The following is a 16,640-nucleotide window of genomic DNA, read 5'->3' on the forward strand; positions in this document are numbered from 1 at the left end:
GGGCGTCAAATTGCTCGCTCAGGGGCGATTGGCGTCGAGCCAGTAGTTGTCTCCTTCGAGAACTCGGTTGTCCTTACGCCAGGTCGGAAACAGGCTCATGGACTGGGTGTTCTGGTTGTTCGACATGCTGGAACGTCCACACGGCTCGGTCCAGGTCGGCACGTGGGAGCGCGGGTCGGGCACCAGCCTCCACAGACCGTCCGCGCCGCGCTGGGCGATCGTGTTCAGGCAGCCTTCACCCGATGTCACCTGGTTCAGGTTCTTCCCGCCCCAGCCTTTCGGCGTCGCGGCGCTCTGCCAGCTCGCCGCGAAGGGGAACTCGTCGCAGCTCGGCACGTCATTCGCGCCGAGTTCGGGCGACATCGTCGCCAGCGGGCTGCGCTCCCATGACTGCGGGCAGATTACGCCGCGGTTGTGGTCGACGATGCTCTTGTTGCTCGTCGGCGGATCGGGCACCAGGACATCGTCGCCCAGGAAGGTCAACGGATTGTTGCCCCGCAGCCCGTAGCGTCCGGGCAACTTGTTCTGGACCAGCGAGGCGTGCGCGGCGGCCGCCGGGAACTTCTTGGAATTCATGACGTACGTCGGCTTGTACGAGCTGAAGACACAACCCGGTGTCGCCTTCACATCGCGGTCGCACCGGACGTCAAGTTCCGACTTCTCGGCCGACAACGGATTGCTGGTCTGACCGTTGGCCGTTCCCTTGACCGTCAGATAGGGGCTTATCCGTCCGCTGACGTCGGCGGTGTTGTTCCACTTGATCTTCTGAGTGACTGTGGCCGTGTGAGTATCGCCCGCGATGAAGGTCTTCGAACCGCTCCATACCGGCGTCTCCTTCTCACAGTAGCCACGGCAGCCGAAGTCGATATCCAGGGTCAGTGAAGGCACTTCGGTAACCAACGACTTGAGGCTGACCGACACGGTCTGAGTGAAGGTGTCGCTGTTCGGGTCCAGGACGAACTCGTGCCGGAGGTCGAAGCTTGCCTTCGGTGTGCCGCTCGTCGATCCCGCGAAGTACAGGTCGTCCACGACGCACGCGTCGGTCCGCGTGTAGTTCATGGAGTTTGCTGTGAGGGAGCAGCTCAGCGCACCCATGGTGGAGGCGGAGCCGCCCGACGACTTGGCGGACCGGGTCGCCGACGCCGACGTGAGGACCAGTTCCTCCGCCCCGGTCGCGGACCGAGCGGAGCCGGAGCGCGTGGAGCTGGCACGCGTGGGAAGCAGATCGAAGTAGTCGCCCGAGATGCTCTCGGGCGGCTCTACCGGTGCCGGATCAGGGGCGTTGACATCCGGGTCGCCGAAGGTCAGGTCCGCTGGCATGCCGGAGTAGTCGCCGGGTACGAACGCGATGGCGTCATAGGCGATGTCCTTGGTTCCGTCACCACCGTTGAAGTTGTGCAGGCTGACCTCGGGAGTCATACCGCTGAAGAAGTACGCGCCGAGATCGACCCACTTGTTGGACTGGTTGGCGCTCTGGTCGATCGCCTTCACCGTTTCGCCGGCGGTGTGTTTGATGCGGTACTCGGCCTTGGAGGTCTGCGCCCCGTGGTCGGGGATGTGTACGTAGACCTTGGCCTGGCCGCTGTGTTCGGTGATCTGCCGGCCTAGCTTCCAGGTGCCGGTGACCTTCATACGGTCGCCTGGCTCCGGGAACGATTCGGGGGAGCGGGTGTGGGTGAACCAGAAGTGGTTGCCGTACGCCGCGCCGATCTGGTGGGTGTCGATCTTGCCGGGGTAGGTGGTGACGGTCTGCCCGGTGTCGGCATCAATGATGTCGGAGGGCTGGTACGTGAGGTTGAACGTGCCGTCCGACCGCACTGCCCCGCAGCCCCGTGGGCCGGATCCTGCCGGGGTGGTGCCGTTGGGCACATCGTCCACGATCAAGGCGTTCGAGGGCAGGCCGCTGCTGCAACGCGGTGGGTAGGAGTTGGCGTCCGGCTGTTCCGGATACGAGGTGTTGAAGCGGTGGACCTGGTGGCCGCACTGCGCCGACTGATCGCAGTCCTTCCACTCGGCCGACTTGTCCCACCAGCAGTGCAGCCAGTGCGGGTTGGTGTCGGAGTCGCCCGCGTCGAGTGCGCAGGCACCCAGGCCGGGGTCGTTGGAGTCGTTGTCGCCGATCTTGGAGGGGGCGCAGTCGTTGGAGGCGTCGCAGAACAGGTCGATCGGCGGTTTGACGGTACTGCGGTACTCGTTGCTGTTCCACCAGGCGGCCAGATAGCCCGCTTTGAAGTCGCCGGGAGCGAACATCGCCGAGATCGGGCGTGCGGCCCAGCCGAGAACCTTCTCCTCGTAGGGCCAGTCCTGCGGGTGGGCGGCATGGCTGTAGTCGTCCTTGGACGGGTCCGTGGCGCTTTGCAGGAAGGGGATCCGGTTGGCCTTCCACAACGGGTTGGCCGGGTTGTTGGTCCAGCCCAGTCCCTTGTGCCCCGCGGAGTCGGCCGTCTCGTAGAAGCCGGAGTTGTACGCCCACAGTGCGAAGAACCAGTTCTCGATCCACTGCGGGTGGCCGTCGTTGACCTTCATGCCGGCCCGGTAGGTCTGGTTCCACTTGTCGGAGAGGATCTGCGCGCCGTAGGCGATGTTGGCGGTGTAGTCCAGTGCGACAGCCTCCTGGGTGAGCGGGGACCGAGCCGTCTCACCCTCCTTCTCCTTGCCCGCCAGCCGCATACCGTCAGTGGCCTGGGTGATGCCGTAACCGCAGTCGGCTTCCGAGAAGTTGATGCGCCACGGGTCGGCCTGCGTACCGTCGGAGGTGTACTGGGTGCCGTAGTAGTTGCCGACGAGGCTGTTGGCGGTGACGCCGGGTACGGCGAACCGGGTGGCCTGCCACATGTTGGATTCCTGCGCGGTGACGCCGAGCATCACCTGCGAGGGTATGTGCCATCGGTCGGTTACATCGGGGTCCTCGTTGTCGAGGGTGCCGTTGGGGTCGCCAGCCAGCACGATCGGCGGGAACAGGCCCTGAGGCTGGTAGCCGCCCATGCCGGTGTTCTTCCAGTTCGGCGAGCGGTAGAAGTTCAGCTCACCGACGACGGCCTGGTCCACGGCCCATTCCACCTGCCGGGGGGTGGGCTGGAACGCCTGCTGCTTGACATCGTTGCGAGCCACCGCGCAGTAGCGTTCATCGGCGCCCTCGCTCGGACCGGTCGGCGACGCTGTCAGAGCCTGGGTGCGCGTCGTCTGCGTGGACAGACCCTCGCTGTCACCGCTGGCGGACGGCTTTGCGGACGGCTCCTTCGCCGTCGGGACGCCCAGTGCCGGGGAGAGCTGACTTCCAGCCTCGGTCCGCTCGGCGGACAGCTGAGGTGTGGCGTCCAGTTCGGTGCGCTCGCCGGTGGCGACGACGTCGAGAGCGATTCGCGCGTCACGGACCGCAGTTGCCTCCTCGGGCGTGATTAGGCTGGTCCTGCCGTCCGCCCAAGAGGTGGACACGCCCACGTGGCCCAGACTCGACATGCGAGCCCCCTTGGCGAGACGCCCCGGGTTCTTCACCGGTCCAGGCAGAGTCCCGGTGGCCTTGGCCTCACCCGTGAGAAACACCGTTCCGCCAGGGGTGGCGGACAGGTCCCAGTCGGTGAGATCTCCTTCGGCCACCGTCTTCGGCGTGGTCCTCTCGCCCTTGACCTGCTCGGCGTCCAGCCGTTTGGCCCAGGACTTCGCCTTGATCTTCTTGGTGTCGTCCTCCCGGTCGATGAAGGTCACGCCGTCGCCGCTGTCGGCCGCTATCTGGAACGGCACGTGCTCCGTCACGGCGAGGACGGTTTCCTTCCGCCCGTTGATACGGACGAGCTTGTTGCCGTGGCCGGCCACGATGCCGTGACGGGTCGGGACAGCCGAGGTGACCTGACCGGGAAAGGCGAGCGGCTGGGACTGCTTGCGGGTGGCCGCGTCCACGGTGATCAGACGGGTCTTCTGCGCCTTGTCCCCGTCATGGCTCAGCTGGGTGAACACCACCTCGTCCGTGGTGCCGCAACCCGGAGAGAAGTAGGCCAGCGACGCGGTGAACGGCAGCTTGTTGACCTCGCCGGTGCCCAGGTCGACAACGGCGGTGAACGCGCCGCGCACCATCAGTTCGGGGTCGTTGGTGAACGTCCGGGGCGCGTAGGCGACAGCCGCGTACTTCCCGGACGCGGTCACGCAAGCGTTACCGATCCAGGCGTCCGCGTCGAATCCGTCCTCGCGCAGGGTGGCTGCGGTGCTGAACTCGTAACCGTCCTTCTCCCTGGCTGTCAGGACATGGAAGCCCGTGCCGTCGCCGGAGGTGGACAGGGCCACGTCCTTGGAAGAAGAGGAGTGCGAGCCCAGGACGGTGGCGCGGTCCCTCTCGCCGACCTCGCGAGGTTTCTTCGTTGCTTTTGGCAGGCTCTTTCCGCCTTGAACGGCGTTGTCGGGGACTTTCGGTCCCTGAGCCTGCGCGGAGGTGGACAGCGACGAGGTAAGAATCGCTGTCGCCGCCGCTATCACCACCACGTGTCTTCGCAGCCTTATGCGCACAGTAATGTGTTCCCTTTTCTAACTCTGGTCCACAATCGGGTTGAACTCGTCGACGTAGATCTTCGGAACCTTCGGAATGGGGCCCATGCTGTCCGAGCCGATCACCGCTTCATCTCGACCGGTTTCGCCCGGCGGGACATCCTGAAGCCAGAACCGGTTGTACGCGGTCCAGCCCGCACCGTCGGCGATGCTGATCTGCACCGAGTACGTCGTATTCCGCTCGTAGGTATTGGCAATCTCGATCTCGGTACGCACACCGTCGCTCTCCGGCGTTGCGCGCACCACCAGGTCGCCGTACTCCAGGACACGCGTACGGCCTTCGGAGTGCACCGAAGCCACAGGCGACGGACGCTCCTGGGGACCGCTCTGCTCAGCGGTCGGCGTCACCGCCCGCTGCGACGCGGGGGTCCTGTCGGCGGGTGCCTTGTCGGCGGCGTCCGTACACCCGGCGGCCAGCACACACGCGGTCACGAGGCACAGCGACCGGATCTTGCGCGCAGCGGGCACCACCGCAGCTGCTTTCACTGGGAGGCGGACGTCGTCCGCTGGTGCGCGGCAGTGATCTCCTTGCCGTGCTGCTCCTTGATCCCGGTCAGCCGGGACTTGTTGTCGGCGATCTGTTCGTCCTGGATCGCAGACTCCACATCGGACCAGATCCGCACCAGATCCGTCTGCTTCTTACAGTCAATGTCGTCAACCGCCAGAGCGATGGACTCCCCTGACGGCTGCCCGTCTTGCGTGACACCGTGGTCCATCGCCTTGTACGGATCGGCAAGTCCAGAGTGTCCCTTGCCGTCCATGCACGAAGACCACGCGGCGACAGCCTTGATGACCTTGTCGTCCTGCATCGACTGGATCAGGCTGTCCCCCGCGAGCTGCGCCACGACGACCGGGGCGGCTTCATCCACGCCGAGTCGCTCCTTGGACCAGCCGACGCAGCCGCCCGTCTTCAGCTTCTTCCCGTTGTGCTCGGACCGAGCGGACTTGGTCTCCTGCCCGGGGCTGAGGAGCAGCTCTCCCGCCTTGACTCCCTTGGGGGGCCTGGGCAGTTCCGGCTTGGTGTGGCCGGTCAGGACCTCCACCTCGACATCGGACAGATCACGCAACGGCTGCTCGGTGTGCTCCCGGAGCGCCGGGGGAAGCTCGTAGCCGTACTTCTCGGCCCCGGCCCGGTCGGTGATGCCATAACGGCGTTCGATGTTGGCATCGTTGTCACTCGGAGGCGGGTTGGCGCCCGCCCGCGGCAGCGTCAGATCGATGCCGTAGTCCTTCATGCAGGACTGCTGGAGATCGTTGGCGGCCTGCTCGACGGTGACCTGATCCTCGTAGGAGGCCATGTATCCCTCCAGAGGAAGGGTCAGACCCTTCGTCAGGCCACTGGTGGGGATCTTCTCGGGCCAGTTTTCCTTGTTCACGATCTGCTTGCCGTCGGCCACGCTCTGCGTGGTGTCCGGGGTCGTGCCGGAGGAGCAGGCGCTGACCAGGAAAGCAGAAGCGGTCAGGGCTACGGCGGTGGCTATCCGCTTGGTGTGCTTCACGGGGCTTCCTTCTTACGCGAAGTGGGAGGATGCGTTGTTGTTGTGCAGGGCGGAGATCAGGTCGGTGATGTTGCAGTCTCCGTAGGGCCCGTTCTTCGCGAAGTACTGGGATGTGCCGCCGTAGCCGGAGTTGTAGTACACGCGGTAGTTGTCGTCTCGGGCGCAGTTCTGCACGGACCCCGCGTTGTTCTTCATGTACTCGCCGTTGCCGTTGCCACCGTTGCCGAAGACGTACCGGTAAGTCGTCAGCGTCGATCCCTGATACTGGCTCGTACCCGAGTGATCGGACACATTGCTGTAGAACGTCGTGAACGCCGACTTGATATAGCCATCCTGGACGGCATATTGCTTCGTGTTGTAGAACAGCCATAGATCACCGTACGAGCAGGTGATCCACGGAACGTCGCAGTTGTCGGTCACCTTGAACTCCGCCGCGTGTGCCGGACCGGCGGTCGCCATCACAGCCACCACGGCCGCGAATGACGTAGAGAAGGCGGCTGCCTTCTTATTGAAGTGGATCTTCATTGCATCTCCATCGGTAGATCGCTTGCGCGAGAAGGATCTTCACACTCGATGGATGTCATGACCATGAAAGATGCGCAATCGAGATGCTGCGGAGGCTGGCCGCGACGTTCGTGCATCACTCCGGCTGCGCGGAGGAGCTTCGATACGAGGCTGCGTCAGGTGCCCATCGTGCGTGGCGCGTTGCCGGTCCACACGGTCCGGTCGTGTCCACTGGAGGGCACCGCCTTCGCCCGTCGAAGCCCGTGCTCGCGCGGTACGACCATGGCCCTCGACAGGGTGACAGCCCGGCCGTAGACGGGCCGGTGGAAAGCGCGGGCGTCGGCGTCGGCCGCCCGCGCCTACAACCAGACTGAAGCAGCCCTCCCTGGGTGAAGAGCTCGCGCCGCGGTGCGAACCTTCCACGTCACCTGTACGGCAGAGGGTCAAGACCATCCCCGCACGCGTGGGGAGCAGCGTTCCATCGGCCGATGAGCGCGCAACTGCACGCGCGGCTCGACGCGGGGCCATCCGCGCAGGCGCGGGGAGTGCGGGAGGGTCGCCTCAGAGTTGTACGCGTACGTGAGGCCATCCCTCGCGCCCGCGGGGATGGTCCCACGCTCGTGATGTCCACCCATTTGCCCTGGTTGTGCTCCCCGCGCCTGCGGGGATGGCCCCTCCAAGATCAATCCGGAGGTGTTCCCCGACTCGCCCGCCTACGCCACCCAACTGCACACGACCGCCGCGCGGATCGGCGCCGGGCTCGCCGTGATGATGACCGTGAGGAAGGAGACCTCGACGCACTTGCCGAACTGGAGTCGGTACGACTGGCCGCACTGCGAGGTCACAGTGCGGACGCCGTGAACATCGACCGCATGATCCGAAGCGAGATGGACAGGCACAGGGAAGAGATCCGCCTGTTGCCGCGATTGCGGGCCACCAACTTGTGGCGCGCATACGGTACGGAGCGCGGTGCCGCCGCAGCGGCTGCCCGAGCCCTGAGGGTCACCCCGCAGTCCGCACGGCGCTCTCTGAGCGTTGCCGACGAGTTCGACATCCGCGCACGCGACATGGCTACGCAGGCACCGGCAAGAACTCTGGAGCGTCCCGCTCACTGGCCACATCTGCGCGGCCTCGCGCACCCAGACCAGTGCCACCGCCGTGCGCGAGCACGGCGAGCACGCCGAGCGGCCTTGCCGGACGGGGGGCGCAACCTCGGCCGGGAGGGGACACACGGAGCGGCACGGTGGCGTTCACCCGCAACTCCCCGTACACGTTCGCGAGGTTGAGGCCGGCGGCGTGGCGGTCACCCTTCGGGGCGACCGAGGATCGCCACTACGACATCCACCGCCGGGCGCCGGGGTTGGAGGAGTGGCGGTCGCCCTTCGGGGCGCGAGGATCGCACCACTGAGATATCTGGGGCCCCGGCTTGAGCGATCAGGGTGGCGGTCGCCCTGCGGGGTGGCCAATGGTTGCAACGCGATCAGCACCGGCGAGACGATCTGGACTGCTCGATGTCGGCTTTCGGGGCTACTGCAACTCAGCACACCCGCCGTCAGTCTGATACCGCGTCGTTTCGAATCGGCGTTCCATGCGATCACGTGGGCCTTTGCTGTTGGCGTCAGAGGGACCATTCTTGCGGTTCACATACTCCGCGGACGTCCTTCCGCGGCCAATGGTGGGTGGGCGCCCGTTTCAGCGGTAGAACAACCATGAGTCACCGTCAGGGAATAGGAGTCTCCCTCTACGAGGTCCAGCACCTCCTCGGCCACGAGAGCTTCCAGACCACCCAGCGCTACGCCCACCTGCAGCCGGACGCGCACAAGGCCGTCCTCGGGGCCTGGGAGCGGATGGAAACCCCGCTCACGATCGCCGCATAAACGTTCTTTCGCCCCTGTCCTGCTTGGACAGGGGCGAAGCCGGTTGCGAGCGTAACGCGGTCACGATCACGAGTTGGCCGGCTGTTCCTGGGGGAGCACCCAGCGGCCGTCAGCGTCGAACGGCCACGGATAGGCGTAGGCATCGACCTTTGCAAGCTCGCGAAGAACCTCCCGCCTGGCCGGGGGATCCGGCGGAGTAACAAGCGCGTGGGGCAGCGGGTCGAGCCGTGCGGCATACGCCTCCGCCCACTGCAGCCATTCCGCCTCGCCGGCCGGAATCGGAGCATTGCCAGTTCGAGCGCGGGCTGCCTGGCAGAAGGCGCGGATCTCGACAGCCTGATTCCACGCACTCATCTGTTCGGCGAGCACCTTCGCACGCTGCTGATCGATCTGCTGCTCACGCGCCTGTGCGATAGCCGCGTACCACCGGCGCCGCCGCTCGGCTTCGAGGAGTTCCTGCTCCCGGTCCCGGCGTTCGCCTTCAGCAGCGAGATGTTCGAGGTCCTGTAGGAAGAGACCCAGGCGCGACTCCAGCGTCCATCGCGCCCCGTCGCTGTGCGCATACGAGTGCTGGTTACCAGCTCTTGGCGGGTGCACCGAGGGCGAGGCGTCCGTTGAACTCCTCGTCGTACTTGGGGAGCCGGATCCAGGGATTACGCTCCTTTTGGCGTACCTCCTTCGGAGTCGGCTCGTGAGGGACTTTGGTCGTCCGTTCCGTGAGGACGAGGGGAAAGGCTCGGCCCCGGATCACGATCGCCAGTGTGTGTAGGGCCTCGCCGCGTTGGAGGTCGGTCTGAGGCTCAGCTGTGTAGCCGCGGTTCTCGGCTTCGGTCAGTAGCGCGTGCATGATCCGTAGGGCGCGGTCGGCAAGCGGACGCGACACATGCAATGGGATGGCCTCCGCTCTGCCGCGGGTGTCGACCGTGCCCTGGGAGCGGCCCATGGCTTCACGCGTCACACGGACGAGAGGGTGAGGCCGATCCAGAACTTTCGGCACGTCGATGCTCGGCACCGGAGGAGACTGCCTAGCCTTCTCGGCCTCTTCGTTGACCAAGGTGAAGACACAGTCGCCACGTTGGCGACCGTTCCACCGCACCTTGTGACCTCCCGGAACGTGCCCGTGGTGGAGTGCGTCGTAAAAGGCGGCCCGCCACCGTCCCCGGGTCCGAGGCGCAGGATCAGCAACCGTGATCGTCCCTGATGCCGACAGCAGACGGGAGACCAGTTCAGCCCCGCCGACCGGGGCGAGCGCAGCCTGAGCACTGTCACCCGCCAGCCGCTCCTTCTCCGCCTGGACCTGCCGGGGATGCTTGCCGTGCTTGAGGTAGTAGCGGCCGTCCGGAGTCACCACGGCGACGTGACCACTGCCGCGCCAGGTCCTCTTAATCAGCCCTCGCTGCTCCAGCGCCCAGGCGACCTGTGTACGGCCGGGTGGAACGTGCACCGCATCGGAGACTGCCGCGAGCTCGCGCAGCAAGTCGGCCTGCGGCGCAGACACTGCGTACTTCACCACTCCGGCTCCACTCGAGGGTGCAGATGGGATTGTCAAGGTAGAGGGAAGGGAGGCGAAGGAGGTGTGTTGGCCCCTCATACGGGTGGTGCCAAGGCTGAACTCGACCACGGCCGACGGCACCTGGTGTAAAGCCCTGCCGATCCTCCACAGGACAGATCTGCCCGGAATTTGCTGTTCGACATCGTCTTGGTGCCCTGCATCCGCAACCGAGACGCGCTGCTCAGGCGCGGCAGCGAACGACCGGACGAGCAGGAGAGCAGGGGCCGAAGGCGACGCTCGTCTCTCGCGGAGTCATCTATGCTCGCGCCCAGTTGGTATGACCGGTTCGCTTCAGGGGGCGGAGAGCCGCATGGTCGATGAGATCAAGTACGAGTACAAGGTCGTGCAGACGGTTCGGGGCACCGACGGTTTGGTGATCTCGAAGATGCAGAAGGAGGGATGGGAGCTCGTGGAACAGCTCCCAGGCGGACTTCGCACCACCCTCAACTTCCGTCGGGCGAAGAGGCCACTTCCTTGGCGTCTGATCGGGGCGGGGGCTGCCATCCTCGTGGTCTTGGCCGCCATCATCGGCACGGGCGTTGCGCTCGGCGACGGCGACGAGGAGAAGGGCGCGTCAGCCAGTTCGCCCGCCGCCAGTGAGAAGTCTTCCGCTACGCCGCCCGTAGACGAGCCGACCACCGCTGAGGTGATCACGGCGCAGAACAGTCCCGAGTTCGCCACCTTATTGAAGGCGGATCCGTGTGGCGAAGCGAACGTGAACTTCGCCACCAAGCACGCGGGGCAGACGGTCGCCTTCGACGGGTCAATCAGGCACATGGCGGCCCACGCGGATGACCAGACCCGCTACGACTTCCTCCTCGGCCCGGGCGACAAGGGGCCGCAGACGACGGACGGCCCGAACTTCAAGTACGAGGACGTCAACACCGGCAACCTCCACCTGACCGGCAAGGAGGTCTCTGCCACCATTGCAGTTGGCGACAAGTTCCGCTTCATCGCCGAGGTGATCGAGTTCAACACGGTCCAGTGCCTATTCCGCCTCGCCCCGGTCTCGACGGAGACCCGGTAGCCGAGATGGCCAAGCCTTCCCATCGTGGAGGGAGCTGCCCGATGGAACGGCCCCCTGCTCCATCCATTCGAGAGTTTGAACTTCCCACCAGCTTGCCCGACGGCAGCGCCATCCTTGACCCATGCTCGCATCCAGCCCTACCCAGCGGCTCGCCGACCACGTTCGACATTCCCTTGGCAGCGGACCGTTTCTCCAGCCCGGCGGATGGACCCACATGGGGGCTGTCATCTGCGACGTCAGCTTCCAGCCCCGGTGCAACTACGAGAGGACTCTCCGACCGCGGCTCCTCCATTTGCAACTGAGCTGGGCTGATGCAAGAACAGTCCGCGGCTTCCAGCGCCGGCTCGTCACGGAAGACCTCGCCGTGGCCATGAAGTTCAACCACGCACAGAAGGTCGCGACGGCTCACGCCATCACCGACCTCCTCGCTGCCGACGGGGTCGATACCCGCGAGGAACTTCACACCTGGCTCGATCACCAGGCCAATCGCGCCGCTCTGCGCACGGTGAAGGGAGTAGGGCCGAAGAGCATCGACTACATAGGCAATCTCGTCGGCCGTTCCCACGTCGCCGTTGACGTACACCTGCGCGCCTTCGCCATGGATGCTGGTGTTCCGGACCTCCCATACGACCAGTTGCGCGCCGTGTATGAGGAAGCCGCCGCGCTTCTCGGGCACGACAAAGGCGGGCTGGAGCATGCCGTTTGGCGGCATAGGTCGAAGGCCCCGTAGCCACCCAGCGGGCCTGGCCGTTGTAGGTGCGGTTACAGCAGGCTGATCTGCTCGTGGGTGATGCGTGGCAGAGATCGCGGACCATGTCTCCGGTCTTCTCCTCCCACCAGCTAGCGAAGATCCTGCGGCGGCACTATCGAGGCCAGGCGGAACCGTCCTGTGGCCGGGGAAAATACCGTGATCCCGTACATCGGGTCACCTGTTCGATTCGTTATGCAGCTGGAGTCGCGAGACCTGCCCGTTTCCGGCGCGCAAGGGCACCACGGGCAGTCGAGCCGGATCCCGTGGACGGGCGTTCAGTCGAGCGGACTGGACGCCCGTCCTGGCCATGGCTTGGGGTCCGGGCGAACGTCAGCAGCGGAACCCGGCGCGGGCCTTGCGGATTTCGTCCTCGAAGGTGCTGAAGAATGTCGTCTCGTCGTCGATGCCCGTGACCTCGACATGCCGGGCCAGCACGTCGGCGAGGACGCGCCGAACTCGCCAAGTTTCCGCGCGTCCTCGTGGGGCGGGGTGATCAGGTGCCCAGCCCGCAGGCGCCGGACGCCGGGGGTGCCGACCAGCGCGGCCATCGGCCATGGGTACCGGGTTCTCGGTGGCGACATCAAGGTCCTGGCGTATCCGCCGGTGAGGACCAGCGGACATGGGGAGCCGAGGGCGATCACATTCGCCAGGAGCCGCGTGCAGCTCAGGCATGTCCGTCATGCGGCTGCCCGGGTGCGGGAGGCGAGCTGGGGGAAGGTGTCCTCCCACACCTTGCGCACGGTGCGACCGACCAGGGCGTGCAGCACTGGCCACAACTGGAGGAGCCGGTCCTGGTTGAGGTAGCGGGGCAGGTCGTCGCCCAGTCCCTCGTGCAGGACAGTGCGGTACAGGCCCATGCGCTGGCGAGGCTTGCTCATGTCATACGAGGTCATCCCCGACCAGGCCATGTGCAGAGGCAGCTCTACGACCTCTTGGATCGGGCCGTGCAACTCCTCCAGCGACTCCGGCAGACGCCGCCGGAACTTCTCCCGGTACAGCGCGAGGTCCTCGGCCTCCGCCCCCGAGAGGTTCTTCGGCATGGGTGCGGGGTGTTGTGGGCTGGAGGGCATGCCTCCATTCTGGGACCGGAGTAGTGGCGCGGGTCATGATGAGCCAGCTGGCCTCTGGAGTGAGCGGGACGGAGCCTGCTGGGGCAACTGGTCGTGGCAGCTCGGTCTGGCCCGAGTAGGCGGGATGGGCTGTCGACCCTGACGCTCGTTTGACGCTCGGGGCGCACTCATGCTGTGCGGCGAGCCGAAAAAGCTGCTCTGACCTGGTCTTTTCCGTGACTCGCTCAGGCCGACATCTTTCCGATGACGCACCACGTGGAGTGCGTGGCGATCCTTGAGCCGGTGAAGAAGGACGCCTGACCTGCGGTTGCGTGCGTGCGCACTATGTGCGGTGTGGGTGTTGCGGGCGATATCTTGACGCTGAAATGACGCTCTCCGAGGCATCGTGACGCTCATTTGACGCTTGTCCTGATGGCGTGTCAGGCGACCTGGTGGGCAGGTCAGGCACGTCGAGCCTCTTGTCCGTGAGGCACTGGCGGGGATACTGCCCGACGACCGGATGCCCGCGGCTTGTCGCTGTTCGGACGGTCCGAAGCCTCGGGTGTCACAGCGGCGCCGCACCGACCACGACCGCCGCCACTCCGAGGAGCGGCGCCACGATGTCGAGGTTGCCGGAACGGTCATCGGCCTCGATCCTCGGGGGTAAAGGCGATGACGGGCGCCGGCGGGCCGGTCAGCGGGGTGTCGGCGGATCAGGGAGCCCCGCGATCTTCTCGCTGTTGTCGGCGGCCAGACGTACGAGGTCCTCGTACTCCTTCGGGGTGAGTGCGCGGTCGGAGGTAAGGATCTCGCCGTGGTACTGGCCCCGGCTCGCCCCGGGCCCGACGGACGGCCCGGTCCCGGTGCACGAAAGGTCCTCCGAGTCGCCCGGCTTGATCAGGAGGACCCCCGAGCACTCCGGGTCCAGCTCCACCGGCGTTCCGTCCCGGTCGACGGCCCACGAGTAGGTCACCGGGACGGCCTTGGAGGCGTCCGGGTCCGAGGTGGACCCGAGGTACGTAACGGTCACCCGCGCGGTGAAGACACAGGCGGTGGGTGCGCATTCACCCTTGTAGTCACGCAGGATCTGGGTGGTTACTTTGATCCGGGGGTCCACCGAGTCGCGGATCTGAGGGAGTTTCGACCGGAAGTCGGTGGAGAACCGCTCCACCTCCTGCCTGGACATCGCCTTGATGTCGAGCACGACCGTCCCCCCGGAGAAGCTGATCCGGTCGACGAACCGAGCGCCGTCCACCCGTTCGTCGCTCAGGCAGATGGTGGCGCCTCTGCCCTTGTCACTGCCTTCGCCGTCTTCGTCGCCTCCGCCGCACGCGGTCAGCGTGAGCGCACCGCTCAGCAGCAGGACCGCGATGCGTCGCCTCGACACGTTGGGGGTGGTCGTCATGTGTCCGTCCTCTTGTGGGGTCGGGTCGCTTGGATCAACACCGGGGTATTCACGATGACTTCGGACGGATCGCCCCCTTTTCGGCAAGCCAGTAGAGCATCGCGTCCACCGAGTCGATGGCGTTCCGGCGGGCGGTGCCCGCAGCCTTGGCTGTCGTGGCGCTCGGCCGCGTGGCGAGGGACCGGCAGGTGCCGGCCATCGCCCGGTGCCGGGCCAGCACGCGCGCCCACATTCGCTGTCCCGCGGCGCTGGGTACGCTGAAGTACGTGTTCGCCCGCCGCGCCGCCCGGTCCATCTCCCCACAGGTGCTCTTCATCCGGTCCATCACCTCGAGGAATTCGGCGTCGGTGGTGTACCTGCCTCCGGCCGTGAAGGCGGCGCTGTATCCGCGTTCCGCCGCTTGCAGCGCCTGGATCCGTTCCAGCCCTCCTGCCGCCGCCCACGTCTGGTGCTGCAGCCGGGACACCGCCGCCGAGGGCGCGGGCGCCGACTGGTCCAGCATCAGTGCTGCCGGCCGGGAGGGCTGTCCGCGCGACTCGGACACATCCACACTGAGCGCCGTGGCTCCGACTCCGGCCACGACGGCTCCGATTGCCGCCACGAGGACAGCGCGCCGCCACACCGGACGGAGCAGCTGCTCCTCGACAGGCGCGAGCCGCGCCGCCGATCGCGCCCCGGCCCGGCGTCCGGTCATCAGCGACCGCCGGAACAGCCCGGCGCCACGGCCCACGAAGGCGGCCACGCCCGCCACCAGCGTGCCCAGGCCCACCGCGTAGGGAAGATGGACGTCCCGCGACAGGGACCACGACACCGTGCCAGGCCCGGCGCCCGCGTCCGCCCGCAAGATGGCGTACGTGGCTCCCACGCCCAGCAACGCGGTGATCCCCGCCGACACCAGAGCGGCCGTCAGCCATCCCGAGTCCGTCAGGGCGGCGACGACGGCGGCAGTGAGGGCCGTCGCGGCGCAGATCACCAGGACGGGCCCCATGACCTGCGCGAGTCGGAGCGGTCCCGTCGCGCCCACGGCTCCCAGGTCCGCCGTACGCAGCCGGGCCAGCGCCACGGCCAGCCCGGCCGAGCAGACGACCCCGCCTGCCAGTCCGGCCGCCAGCAACCGCCCCGGCCCGTACGGAGCCGACGCCGACTCCGCGCTCGAGCCCGACAGCGTACGAGTGAGCCACCTCGGGCGTTCCACACCCGAGCCGCCGCCCAATCCGCCTCCCGATCGGGAGCCGACGATCAGAGCGAGCAACGGCAACACCCACAGCAGCACCTGCGCCCACCACAGACTCCCGGCACGTGAACGGCCAGCCGTCCGTCAGGACCTCGCCCAGGAACCACCACCAGTACAGGACGGAGGCGTACGCGAGCACAGGCACCGCCAGGCCCGCGAGCATGATCGGACCCGGCGAACGCCCTCGCCAGGTCCGCAGCCACCACTCGGCGTTCTGCCCGGTCCACGTCATCACCAGGACCAGCGCGGCCACGAGGATTTATACCGGCCTCGACCTGACCTCCGGCCTGGGCCGGGTGGTGGGCGACATGCTGACCGGTTTGCACGAGGAGCGCGACACCCTCACCAGCGGTCAGTTCGACGCGGTGACGGACCGGCTGGTCGAGCTGTTGTGCATGCTTGCCGCAGGCGACGACCGCCCCACCGCCCCGGGACATCTGACCGATGTGGAGCGGGTGGTCCGCCGGTACATCCGCGAGCAAGCGACCGACCCCGACGTGACCGGCGCCACCATGGCACAGGCGTTGGGCTGGTCACTGCGCCAAGTGCAGCTGGCCCTGCAGCATGCCGGGACGACTCCCCGCGAGCTGATCCGCGAGGAGCGACTCCGGTTGGTGCGGGACCGACTGCGGGCACCCACGTACCGGCATATGACGATCACCGAGCTGGCGTACGCGTCGGGATTCTCCTCTTCGAGCGCGCTCAGTACAGCATTCCGGCAGCGCTTTGGGGTAAGCCCCCGGGAGATGCGACACACGGGTCCCCAGTCCGTCGGCGATACGCGCCGGAGTTGATTGACAGCCTCCGGTCTTCTGGTCGAACCGGTCGCGGGCAGTAGACCACCGGGTGTGTGACAACTCGTAGGTTCCAACCGCTTTCAGGATGCCTGGAGCGGACAGGACCAGGTGACTTCAGGAGCCTGGTATCGCCGCAGCGAAATGAGCACGAGGGCATTTCAAGAATCCGTCGTACGAGTCGTAGATCGTGCCCTCGGCGACAACCCACCCGACCAGGATCATGCGCTGGGTGTGTTGATCACGAGCGTTGTTCACCCTCGCGGGTCTTGATCACGGCGAAGACCTCCAGCGTGGGCTCCACCACGTGACTGGGAGATGAGGGCCATCACCCGTATGGACGTCCAGACCCGGATCCGCTTCCTGGTCGAGAAGGGTGCGGGGGCCGCCGCGATGCCGGTTGTCACTGTGA

Annotated in this window: 14 protein-coding genes; 5 read left to right on the plus strand and 9 right to left on the minus strand. The window is 66.5% G+C overall.

The features are described 5' to 3' along the window. Positions 1 to 18: 18 nt before the first annotated feature. From P3L51_RS05560 to P3L51_RS05580, 5 genes are all read right to left on the minus strand, one after another. Complete coding sequence (locus P3L51_RS05560) at positions 19 to 4,473, minus strand: golvesin C-terminal-like domain-containing protein (protein WP_435594382.1); 4,455 nt, start codon at positions 4,471 to 4,473, stop codon at positions 19 to 21. Between the two features lie 42 nt (positions 4,474 to 4,515). Then, positions 4,516 to 5,004: a hypothetical protein gene (locus P3L51_RS05565; RefSeq protein WP_354603912.1), complete on the minus strand. Its 489-nt coding sequence runs from the start codon at positions 5,002 to 5,004 to the stop codon at positions 4,516 to 4,518. Positions 5,005 to 5,018: 14 nt separating this feature from the next. Next, the gene (locus P3L51_RS05570; protein WP_354603913.1) at positions 5,019 to 6,035 is read right to left on the minus strand and encodes a hypothetical protein; all 1,017 of its coding nucleotides are present in this window, start codon (positions 6,033 to 6,035) and stop codon (positions 5,019 to 5,021) included. A gap of 12 nt (positions 6,036 to 6,047) precedes the next feature. Further along, positions 6,048 to 6,560 carry a hypothetical protein gene (locus P3L51_RS05575; RefSeq protein ID WP_354603914.1) on the minus strand — a complete coding sequence of 171 codons (513 nt, stop codon included), beginning with the start codon at positions 6,558 to 6,560 and terminating at the stop codon, positions 6,048 to 6,050. A 692-nt stretch (positions 6,561 to 7,252) separates the two neighbouring features. Continuing rightward, a complete protein-coding gene (locus P3L51_RS05580) occupies positions 7,253 to 7,384 on the minus strand; it encodes a hypothetical protein (RefSeq protein ID WP_354603915.1) in 132 nt (43 codons plus the stop codon). Between the two features lie 864 nt (positions 7,385 to 8,248). Here P3L51_RS05580 and P3L51_RS05585 point away from each other — a divergent pair. Beyond that, positions 8,249 to 8,416 (plus strand): hypothetical protein, encoded by a 168-nt coding sequence (locus P3L51_RS05585; protein ID WP_354603916.1) that lies wholly within the window; start codon positions 8,249 to 8,251, stop codon positions 8,414 to 8,416. A 207-nt stretch (positions 8,417 to 8,623) separates the two neighbouring features. Next, entirely contained in the window at positions 8,624 to 8,926 is a 303-nt protein-coding gene (locus P3L51_RS05590; protein ID WP_354603917.1) for a hypothetical protein, read from the plus strand. Between the two features lie 64 nt (positions 8,927 to 8,990). Here the strand turns inward: P3L51_RS05590 and P3L51_RS05595 are convergent, their stop codons facing one another. Continuing rightward, on the minus strand, positions 8,991 to 9,929 hold the full coding sequence (locus P3L51_RS05595; RefSeq protein WP_354603918.1) for a hypothetical protein: 939 nt from the start codon (positions 9,927 to 9,929) through the stop codon (positions 8,991 to 8,993). Positions 9,930 to 10,278: 349 nt separating this feature from the next. Between P3L51_RS05595 and P3L51_RS05600 the strand changes: the two genes are divergently transcribed. Together P3L51_RS05600 and P3L51_RS05605 are read left to right on the plus strand one after the other, a co-directional pair. Then, entirely contained in the window at positions 10,279 to 10,995 is a 717-nt protein-coding gene (locus tag P3L51_RS05600) for a DUF4839 domain-containing protein (protein WP_354603919.1), read from the plus strand. A 121-nt stretch (positions 10,996 to 11,116) separates the two neighbouring features. Then, positions 11,117 to 11,725 (plus strand): HhH-GDP family DNA glycosylase, encoded by a 609-nt coding sequence (locus P3L51_RS05605; protein ID WP_354603920.1) that lies wholly within the window; start codon positions 11,117 to 11,119, stop codon positions 11,723 to 11,725. A gap of 698 nt (positions 11,726 to 12,423) precedes the next feature. On the opposite strand, the gene P3L51_RS05610 is transcribed toward P3L51_RS05605, so the two are convergent. From P3L51_RS05610 to P3L51_RS05620, 3 genes are all read right to left on the minus strand, one after another. After that, a complete protein-coding gene (locus P3L51_RS05610) occupies positions 12,424 to 12,816 on the minus strand; it encodes a hypothetical protein (RefSeq protein ID WP_354603921.1) in 393 nt (130 codons plus the stop codon). A 673-nt stretch (positions 12,817 to 13,489) separates the two neighbouring features. Next, the gene (locus P3L51_RS05615; protein WP_354603922.1) at positions 13,490 to 14,200 is read right to left on the minus strand and encodes a hypothetical protein; all 711 of its coding nucleotides are present in this window, start codon (positions 14,198 to 14,200) and stop codon (positions 13,490 to 13,492) included. Positions 14,201 to 14,249: 49 nt separating this feature from the next. Further along, positions 14,250 to 15,395: a hypothetical protein gene (locus tag P3L51_RS05620; protein WP_354603923.1), complete on the minus strand. Its 1,146-nt coding sequence runs from the start codon at positions 15,393 to 15,395 to the stop codon at positions 14,250 to 14,252. 104 nt (positions 15,396 to 15,499) lie between these two features. Between P3L51_RS05620 and P3L51_RS05625 the strand changes: the two genes are divergently transcribed. Next, a complete protein-coding gene (locus P3L51_RS05625; protein ID WP_354603924.1) occupies positions 15,500 to 16,228 on the plus strand; it encodes a helix-turn-helix domain-containing protein in 729 nt (242 codons plus the stop codon). Positions 16,229 to 16,640: the final 412 nt, after the last annotated feature.

Source organism: Streptomyces panacea, assembly GCF_040560175.1.
In the GTDB taxonomy this organism is placed as follows: domain Bacteria; phylum Actinomycetota; class Actinomycetes; order Streptomycetales; family Streptomycetaceae; genus Streptomyces; species Streptomyces panacea.